Annotated in this window: 7 protein-coding genes; 4 read left to right on the top strand and 3 right to left on the bottom strand. The window is 68.4% G+C overall.

Annotated features, from left to right (window positions below; genetic code table 11):
• Positions 1 to 291 (top strand): L-lactate permease (locus tag E8A12_RS12765; protein WP_293369284.1); only part of this gene is annotated, 291 nt, incomplete at its 5' end.
• Between the two features lie 12 nt (positions 292 to 303).
• Here E8A12_RS12765 and trmFO read toward each other — a convergent pair.
• Complete coding sequence (gene trmFO, locus E8A12_RS12760; protein ID WP_293369282.1) at positions 304 to 1,719, bottom strand: methylenetetrahydrofolate--tRNA-(uracil(54)-C(5))-methyltransferase (FADH(2)-oxidizing) TrmFO; 1,416 nt, start codon at positions 1,717 to 1,719, stop codon at positions 304 to 306.
• A gap of 221 nt (positions 1,720 to 1,940) precedes the next feature.
• Here trmFO and E8A12_RS12755 point away from each other — a divergent pair, with 221 nt between their 5' ends.
• Together E8A12_RS12755 and E8A12_RS12750 are read left to right on the top strand one after the other, a co-directional pair.
• The gene (locus tag E8A12_RS12755; RefSeq protein ID WP_293369280.1) at positions 1,941 to 2,780 is read left to right on the top strand and encodes a hypothetical protein; all 840 of its coding nucleotides are present in this window, start codon (positions 1,941 to 1,943) and stop codon (positions 2,778 to 2,780) included.
• An 11-nt stretch (positions 2,781 to 2,791) separates the two neighbouring features.
• The gene (locus E8A12_RS12750) at positions 2,792 to 3,619 is read left to right on the top strand and encodes a hypothetical protein (protein ID WP_293369278.1); all 828 of its coding nucleotides are present in this window, start codon (positions 2,792 to 2,794) and stop codon (positions 3,617 to 3,619) included.
• On the opposite strand, the gene E8A12_RS12745 is transcribed toward E8A12_RS12750, so the two are convergent.
• Complete coding sequence (locus tag E8A12_RS12745) at positions 3,616 to 4,227, bottom strand: glutathione S-transferase family protein (RefSeq protein WP_293369276.1); 612 nt, start codon at positions 4,225 to 4,227, stop codon at positions 3,616 to 3,618. The genes E8A12_RS12750 and E8A12_RS12745 overlap by 4 nt on opposite strands.
• A gap of 75 nt (positions 4,228 to 4,302) precedes the next feature.
• Here E8A12_RS12745 and E8A12_RS12740 point away from each other — a divergent pair, with 75 nt between their 5' ends.
• Positions 4,303 to 6,093, top strand: coding sequence for a DUF885 family protein (locus E8A12_RS12740; protein ID WP_293369274.1), 1,791 nt, complete (start codon positions 4,303 to 4,305; stop codon positions 6,091 to 6,093).
• Here E8A12_RS12740 and uvrA read toward each other — a convergent pair.
• Positions 6,090 to 8,791, bottom strand: a 2,702-nt coding sequence (gene uvrA, locus E8A12_RS12735; protein ID WP_293369272.1) for an excinuclease ABC subunit UvrA, incomplete at its 5' end; no start/stop codon positions are given. The two genes, E8A12_RS12740 and uvrA, sit on opposite strands and share 4 nt — an antisense overlap.

Here is an 8,791-nt window from a genome sequence, read left to right as displayed (position 1 = left end):
GGCAGCGATACCTCGGGCAATGCCCTGTTCGGCAATCTGCAGGTCGTCGCCGCCAATCAACTCAACCTGAACCCGGTGCTGTTCGCCGCCACCAATTCCTCAGGCGGGGTGATGGGCAAGATGATCTCGCCGCAGAATATCGCCACCGGCGTCTCGGTGACCGGCATGACCGGGCAGGAGGGTCAGATCTTCGCGCGCACCTTCCCGCACAGCGTCGTGCTGACTGTGATCCTCGGGGCGCTGGTGGCCGCGCAGCAGTTCCTGATCCCTTGGATCATCCCCGCGCACTAGGGGAGGGCGCAGCTACTCCGCCGCGAGGGCCGGCGCGCCGGTGGCCCAGGCCTCCAGATCGGCCAGGGCCCGCTCGCCCATCAGCCGCTTCTTCGCGCGGCCGCGATCCTTGTAGGGCAGGCGCTTGCCGTCGGCGCCATGTTTCGGGCCCTCCAGCGGCGGCAGGAGTCCGTAGTTGATGTTCATCGGCTGGAAGGAGCCGACCTTTCCCGCTTCTGGGCCGGCGTCCAGGTGCCCGCCGGTGATGTGGCCGATCAGGGCGCCGAGCGCCGTCGTTGGCGGTGGCGGCGTGGCAGCCTGGCCGAGGCGCTCGGCGGCGGCGAAGCGGCCGGCCAGCAGACCCACCGCGGCGCTTTCCACATAGCCCTCGACGCCGGTCACCTGGCCGGCGAAGCGCAGTCGCGGATCGGCCTTGAGGCGCAGCGACCCGTCCAGCAGGCGTGGGCTGTTCAGGAAGGTGTTGCGGTGCAGACCGCCGAGTCGGGCGAACACCGCCTTTTCGAGGCCTGGTATCGTCCGGAAGATGTCGGTCTGGGCGCCGTGTTTCAGCTTGGTCTGGAAGCCCACCATGTTCCACAGGGTGCCGAGCGCATTGTCCTGGCGCAGCTGGACAATGGCCCAGGCCTTCTGCGTCGGCTTGTGGGCGTTGGTCAGGCCTACCGGCTTCATCGGGCCATGACGCAGGGTCTCGCGACCCCGCTCGGCCATCACCTCAATGGGGAGGCAGCCGTCGAAATAGGGGACGTGCTCCCAGTCCTTGAATTCCGACTTCGGCCCCGCCAGCAAGGCGTCGATGAAAGCCTCGTACTGGGCCTGGTCCATCGGGCAGTTGATGTAGGCCGCCGCATCGCCGCCGGGACCTTCCTTGTCGTAGCGCGACTGGCGCCAGACGACGTCGAAGTCGATGCTTTCCAGGTGCACGATCGGGGCGATGGCGTCGAAGAACGAGAGTTCCCCCTCGCCGGTCAGGCCAAGGATCGCGGCCGACAGGGCGGGCGAGGTGAGGGGCCCAGTGGCGATGATCACCTTGTCCCAATCGGCGGGCGGCAGGCCTGCGACCTCTTCGCGCGCGATGGTGACCAAGGGATGGGCCTCCAGCTGCGCGGTCACCGCCTCGGCGAAACCATCGCGGTCGACCGCCAGGGCCCCGCCGGCCGGCACCTGATGGGCGTCGCCGCAGGCCAGGATGATCGAGCCCAGCCGACGCATCTCGGCGTGCAGCAGGCCGACCGCATTTCCTGTCCAGTCGTCGGCGCGGAAGGAGTTGGAGCAGACCAGCTCGGCCAGCCGGTCCGTCTGGTGCGCATCCGTGCCGCGCACTGGGCGCATCTCGTGCAGCACGACCGGCACGCCGGCTTGCGCGATCTGCCAGGCGGCTTCCGAGCCCGCCAGGCCGCCGCCCACCACATGTACAGGCTCTGGTTTCATGCGTGGCTAACTAGCAACGATCCGCCCGGATCGCGAGCGGGGCCTTGCACGCGGGGGGCGTCAGCCCCACCCTTGCATCCAAAGGGGGGCCGACTCGTTTCCTACGTCGTGGGGTCGGGCCTGTAGGGACGAGGATGGCGGGCTTTTCAGCCTCTGAAGCTGCGCTAGAGGGATTTCGGGTCACACGGGAGAATCCCCGGGCGTTCGGCGCCTGGGTGGTCGTGTCGTTCCTTGTGAGCGTGGTCGCGTCGGTCAGCACCGTCTTCATGCCGGCCAGCGTGCGTCACGGGCTCGAGACCATGAGCGCGAGCGACACGCCGACGGCGGGGCAGTTCCTGGACGCCCTGATCGTGGTGGCCCCGATCCTGTTCCTAGGGCTGGCCGTGCAGTGCATCATGGCTGCGGCGGTCTACCGCCTGATCTTCCGCCACGATGACACCCGCTTCGGCTATCTGCGGCTCGGCTCCGACGAGCTGCGGCTGATGGGCTTGACGCTGATCTATGTCGGCCTCGCGATCCTGCTGGTCGTGGGCCTCACCATCGCCTCGGCCATCGTCACCGCCATGGCCTCGGTCGCCGGGGCCACGGCCGCCGGGTTCGTGGGCGCCGCGACGTCGCTGTTCTCCTTCGGGCTGGTGGTGTTTGTGCTGGTGCGCCTGTCGCTCGCGCCGGTGGCGACCTTCGCAGAACAACGCCTGGCGATCTTCGAGTCCTGGCGACTGACCCAGGGCCAGTTCTGGCGGCTCCTGGGCGCCTATGTTCTCGCGCTGGCCTGCATTGCAGTGATTGGCGTGCTCTTGCTCGTGATCTTCACCGGCGTGGCCGGGGTGATCGTGCTCCTGTCCGGCGGCCAGGCGTCCGATATCCACAGCATATTCAACGCCGACGAGACTTCGCTGCGCAGCTACCTCAGCATCGGCGTGATCGCCTATACGGTGGTCTCCAGCGTGTTCAGCGCGCTCTACAACGCCGTGATCGCCGCGCCTGGCGCAGTGGCCTATCAGCACCTGCACGGCTGGCCGCCGGCCCAGCCGCTGACCGCCCAGCCCGAGGCGGGCTGAGCGCTCCGACCGTGAGCGGTTTTTCCGCCAGCGACGCGGCCCTGGAGGGCTTCCAGGTGATCCGCAATCACTGGCGCGTGGTGCTGGGCTGGGCCGGCTTCAACCTGCTTGTGATGGTCGCCGTCGTGGTCCTGTTCATCGCCGTCGGCGTTACGATTGTCTCGGTGGCGGGTGGCGACCCCGGCCTCATCGGCGAGACCGTCGGGGGTCCGATCGTGGCGGTCGCCACCGTCGTGGTGCAGCTGATGATCGGCATGGCTCTGTTCCGCGCGATCTTCCAGCCTGAGGACCGGGGCTTCTTCTATCTGCGGCTCGGCGGCGACGAACTTCGCGCCGTCGGCGCGAGTCTCGTCCTGGTTCTGGGCGCCGGCGTCCTGGCGCTGGCCGCGGTCGTCCTGGCGCGGGCTGTGCGGCCCGTCGCCAGCGTCGGGCCGGTCGTGGTGGGCCTCTCCGCCCTTAGCCTTGGCGTCTGGCTCGCCCTGCGGCTCGGCTTCGTCCTGCCGCTGTGCGTCGCCGAGCATCGCGTGGACTTTGCGAGGTCGTGGCGGCTGACCCGCCGCAACGGTTGGGCTCTGCTCGGCATGACGGTGCTGGCCGGCTGCCTCGGGTTGCTGGTCAGCGTCCTGGTCTGGGGCGCGTTCTTCCTGCTTACCCTGGCCGTGGTGGGGTTCCGGGAGCTTGGCGACCTGGCCGGGCCGGAGGGGTTCAGCAACCACCCCGGCCTCTTCCTTCTGCAGGCCATCGCGCCGTTCGTGTTCGGCCCCTTTGCGATCGCCATCGCCTGGACGCCCTGGGCCGCCGCCTACAAGGCCCTGACCGCAGAGCCTGAGGCGGTCTAGGCGGTGGCGCTGGGCCGCGCCGAGGCGCGGTCGTGCCAGGCCTTCAGGTTCTCATATTCGTCCTCCAGCGGCAGGCCGATCCAATCGGCGAAATCGACGGTGGTCAGCAAACAGATGTCGGCCATCGAGAACCGCTCGCCCGCGAGCCAGGTCTTGTCCGCCAGCTCGCGGTTCAGATAGCGCTGGGCGCCCTTGTAGGTCTCCTTGTTCGACTCCCCGAAGTCTTTGAACTGGGTCAACAGGGCTGCGGTGCGCGGATGGGCGTGGCGCCAGAACATGCCGACGGGCGTCATCACGGTGAACTCGGTACGGCGCACCCACATGTCGACCACGGCTTTTTCCACCGGCGAGGTCCCAAACAGCGGCGGGTCGGGCTGGGTCTCATCGAAGTAGCGGCAGATCGCCACCGTCTCGGCGATGCACGTCCCGTCGTCCAGTTCCAGCGCCGGCAGTTGGCCCATGGAGTTCTTGGCGCGGAATTCCGGCGACTTGTGCTCGCGCTTCATCATGTCGATCCGGGTCTCGGGCAGGTCGATGCCCTTCTCCGCCAGGAAGATGCGCACCCGGCGCGGATTTGGGGCAGGGTTCGGCGCGCCGTAGAGGATCATTCCTGGTCTCCGTTCTCATGAGGGTTGCGGCTAGGCTATGAGGGTAAGCCTGTCCCGCATAGCCTGGAGTCTCCGATGCCCCGTCGCCGCGATCTGATGATGGGGGCCGGCGCCTTGGCCGCAGCTGCGGCGACCCGAGCGGTGGCGGGGGCGGACCCCGATTCGGCGCTGGGCGCGCTGCTGTCGCGGCACATGGACGAATACCTGGCGATGTCGCCGGAGGCGGCGACCTCGGCGCTCAACGACGCGCGGGGCAAGGCGGCGCGGTGGAAGCTCGACGACCGCTCGCCCGCCGGCAAGGCTCGCGCGACGGCCGCCGCCCGGCGCTGGCGGGCCGAACTGAAGCGCATCGACCGTGCGGCGCTCAGCCCGGCCATGGCCATCGACTACGACTGCGCGGCTTTCAGCTACGAGATGCTGGCCGAGGTGGGCGCGCTCTACGGATTCCAGGACCACGCGTTGCGGCCCGGGCCCTACATCGTCAGCCAGATGAGCGGCGCCTACTACTGGCTTCCGCAGCGCTTCGCCCACGCCGCGGTCGCGACCCGCGATGACGCCGACGCCTATCTCTCGCGCCTGGCCGCCTTCGCTGTGACGCTGGACCAGGAGCGGGCGCGGATCGCCGAGGACGCCGCGGCGGGGGTGAGGCCGCCAGACTTCATCCTGGCGACGACGATGGGCCAGATCGCCGAGCTTCGAGATACAGGCCCGGCGGGTTCGAGCCTGGTGAAGGGCCCCGCCGCCCGCGCCGACGCGGCAGGGCTGCACGACGTGGGACCCGCGGCGCGGAAGATCTTCGAGACCCAGATCGCCCCGGCGCTCGATCGGCAGGCGGCGGCGCTCGCGGCCCTGAAGGCCAGGGCCTCGACGGAGGCCGGTGTCTGGCGACTGCCCAGGGGCGATGAATGGTATGCGCTGGGCCTGCGCTCCAACACCACGGTCGCCACGCCGCCGGAGGAGATGCACCAGCTGGGCCTCGACACCTTCGCGCGCATGAGCGCGGAGCTGGATGGCCTGCTCAAGGCGCAGGGTCTGACGCAAGGCCCGGTGGGCGCGCGCCTGCAGGCGCTCGATGTGGACCCGCGGTTCCTCAAGACCAACGACGACGCCGGGCGTGCGGAGATCCTGGCCTACGCCCATCTGCGGGTGGCCAAGGTGCAGGCCCTGCTGCCCAAGGCGTTCCGCACCCTGCCGGATCGCGACATGCTGATCGAACGCGCCCCGATCGCCATCCAGGACGGCGCGCCGGGCGCTGAGTACTCCGGCCCGCCGGCCGACGGCTCGCGGCCGGGCGTGATCAGCATCAACCTCAAGACCCCAAGCGAACTGCCGACCTGGCGTATCCCCACGCTGCTGCACCACGAAGGCGATCCGGGGCACCACCTGCAGGGCGCAGTGTTCCGCAAGACCCGCGGCGATCGGGCGCCGCTCTACAAGCAGTTTGCTCAGTACTCGGCCTATGTGGAGGGCTGGGCGCACTACGCCGAACGGCTGGCCGGCGAGATCGGAGCCTATGAAGACGACCCGTTCGGGAAGATCGGCGCGGTTCAGGCCGCCCTGTTCCGCGCGGCGCGGATCGTCGTCGACACCGGCATCCACCACAAGCGTTGGTCCCGCGCCGAGGCCACCGGCTGGATGGTCGAGAACGCCGGCGAACCGGTCAGTTCCGCCCAGCGCGAGATCGACCGCTACTGCGTCTATCCCGGCCAGGCCTGCGCCTTCATGGTCGGGCGCCTGGAGCTGGTGCGGGTGCGTGAAGCGGCCAAGGCTCGCCAGGGCGCCGCCTTCGACGTGCGCGACTGGCACGAGGCGGTGCTTCGCGCGGGGCCCGTGCCGATGGAGGTCCTGGGGCGGACCTTCAGCTAGGCGCTGACGGTCTTTTTCTCCGGCTTGGCCTTCGCAGCTTGGGCGCGCTGGCGGCCGGCCTGGCGTTCCAGCAACTCGGCCAGATAGCGACCGGTCCAGCTCTTCGTGTTGGCGGCGACCTGTTCCGGTGTGCCGACGGCCACGATCTCGCCGCCGCCGTCGCCGCCCTCGGGGCCGAAGTCGACGATCCAGTCGGCGGTCTTCACGACGTCGAGGTTGTGCTCGATCACGACCACGGTGTTGCCCTGGTCGACCAGCTCGTGGAGCACCTCCAGGAGCTTCTTGGTGTCCTCGAAGTGCAGGCCGGTGGTGGGCTCGTCCAGGATGTAGAGCGTCTTGCCGGTCGCGCGGCGTGACAGCTCTTTGGACAGCTTCACCCGTTGCGCCTCGCCGCCGGACAGCGTCGTCGAGGACTGGCCGACCTTCACGTAGCCCAGGCCGACCCGGTTGAGCGTCTGCATCTTTTCGCGCAGCACCGGCACGGCCTTGAAGAAGTCCGCCGCCTCATCGACGGTCATATCAAGAACATCGGATATGCTCTTGCCTTTGAAGAGGATTTCCAGCGTCTCGCGGTTGTACCGCTTGCCGTGGCAGACGTCGCAGGTGACGTAGACGTCGGGCAGGAAGTGCATCTCGATCTTGATCAGACCGTCGCCCTGGCAGGCCTCGCAGCGGCCGCCCTTGACGTTGAAGCTGAAGCGGCCGGCCCCATAGCCGCGGGCCTTGGCCTCGGGCAGGCCTGCGAACCAATCGCGGATCGGCTGGAACGCGCCGGTGTAGGTGGCGGGGTTCGAGCGCGGCGTACGGCCGATCGGCGACTGGTCGATGTCGATCACCTTGTCGAACAGCTCCAGCCCCTCGATCCGCTCATAGGGCGCGGGCGCGTCCGAGGCGTTGTGCAGGCGCCGCGCGGCGGCTTTGTAGAGGGTCTCGATGGTGAAGGTCGACTTGCCGCCGCCGGAGACGCCGGTGATGCAGGTGAAGGTCCCCTGCGGGATCTCCGCGGTGACGTTCTTGAGGTTGTTGCCGGTGGCGCCGATCACCCTGAGCACGTTCTTCTTGGAGATCGGGCGCCGCTCCGCCGGCACCTCGATCTCGCGGACGCCGGAGAGATACTGACCGGTGATGCTGCGCGGTTCGGCCATGATCTCAGCGGCCGTGCCCTCGGCGATGATCTCGCCGCCGTGGACGCCTGCGGCGGGCCCCATGTCGATCACGTGGTCGGCGGTGAGGATCGCCTCTTCGTCGTGCTCCACCACCAGCACCGAATTGCCGAGGTCGCGCAGGCCCTTGAGACTGACCAGCAGGCGGGCGTTGTCGCGCTGATGCAGGCCGATGGAGGGCTCGTCGAGCACATAGAGCACGCCGGTCAGACCGGAGCCGATCTGGCTGGCGAGCCGGATGCGCTGGCTTTCGCCACCGCTCAGCGTGCCGGAGGCGCGCGACAGGTCGAGATAGTCCAGGCCGACGTTGACCAGGAACCGCAGGCGATCGGTGATCTCCTTCAGGATCCGCCGGGCGATCTCCATCTGCTTGTCGGTAAGTTGGGCCTCCAGGCCCTCGAACCATTCCTTGGCGTGGCGGATCGAGAGCTGGCTGACCTCGCCCACGTGATGGCCGGCGATCTTCACCGCCAGCGCCTCGGGCTTCAGCCGGTAGCCGTGACAGGCCTCGCAGGGCGTCTCGGCCTGGTAGCGGCCGAGTTCCTCGCGGACCCACGATGAGTCCGTCTCGCGCCAGCGACGCTCCAGGTTCGGCAGCACGCCTTCGAAAGTCTTGTTGACCTCGTATTTGCGGGCGTTGTCGTCGTAGATGAAGCGGATCTTCTCCCCGCCGGAGCCGTGCAGGATCACCTGCTTGGCCTGGTCCGGCAGCTTCCAGAACGGGAGGTCCATCGAGAAGTCGTAGTGCCGCGCCAGCGCCTGCAGCGTCTGGGTGTAGAGCGGCGAAGGGCCCTTGGCCCAGGGCGAGATGGCGCCCTTGTGCAGGGTCTTGTCCTTGTCGGGAACCACCAGGTCGGCGTCGAAGGCGAGCTTCATGCCCAGGCCATCGCAGACCGGGCAGGCGCCGTAGGGGTTGTTGAAGGAAAACAGCCGCGGCTCGATCTCGCTGATCGTGAAGCCGCTGACCGGGCAGGCGAACTTCTCCGAGAAGATCAGCCGCCTGGGCTCTTCCTCGGTGGGGTCCTTGTCGGCCCATTCGGCCACCGCGATGCCGTCGGCCAGGCGCAGCGCCTGCTCGATGCTATCGGCATAGCGGCTCTCGAGGCCGGGCTTGGTGACCAGCCGGTCCACGACCACGTCGATGTCGTGCTTGAACTTCTTGTCGAGGGTCGGCGCGTCCTCGATCGGATAGAACTCGCCGTTGATCTTCAGCCGCTGGAAGCCCTGTCTCTGCCAGTCGGCGATCTCCTTGCGGTACTCGCCCTTGCGGCCGCGAACCACCGGGGCCAGCAGATAAATGCGCGTGCCCTCATCGAGGGCGGTCAGCTTGTCGACCATCTGGCTGACGGTCTGGCTCTCGATGGGAAGTCCCGTGGCCGGCGAATAGGGGACGCCGACCCGCGCCCAGAGCAGGCGCATGTAGTCGTGGATCTCGGTAACCGTGCCGACGGTCGAACGCGGATTGCGACTGGTGGTCTTCTGCTCGATGGAGATGGCCGGCGACAGGCCCTCGATCAGGTCCACGTCCGGCTTGC

The organism is Phenylobacterium sp., from assembly GCF_004799395.1.
Lineage (GTDB): Bacteria > Pseudomonadota > Alphaproteobacteria > Caulobacterales > Caulobacteraceae > Phenylobacterium.
Note: the sequence above shows the minus strand (reverse complement) of the source record. Positions and strands in the feature narration are given on the sequence as shown.

What these genes read in the sequence shown, in the direction of transcription:
- trmFO (WP_293369282.1), bottom strand. Translation starts at nt 1,719, where the DNA reads ATGAAACCAGAGCCTGTACATGTGGTGGGCGGCGGCCTGGCGGGCTCG.
- E8A12_RS12745 (WP_293369276.1), bottom strand. Translation starts at nt 4,227, where the DNA reads ATGATCCTCTACGGCGCGCCGAACCCTGCCCCAAATCCGCGCCGGGTG.
- E8A12_RS12740 (WP_293369274.1), top strand. Translation starts at nt 4,303, where the DNA reads ATGCCCCGTCGCCGCGATCTGATGATGGGGGCCGGCGCCTTGGCCGCA.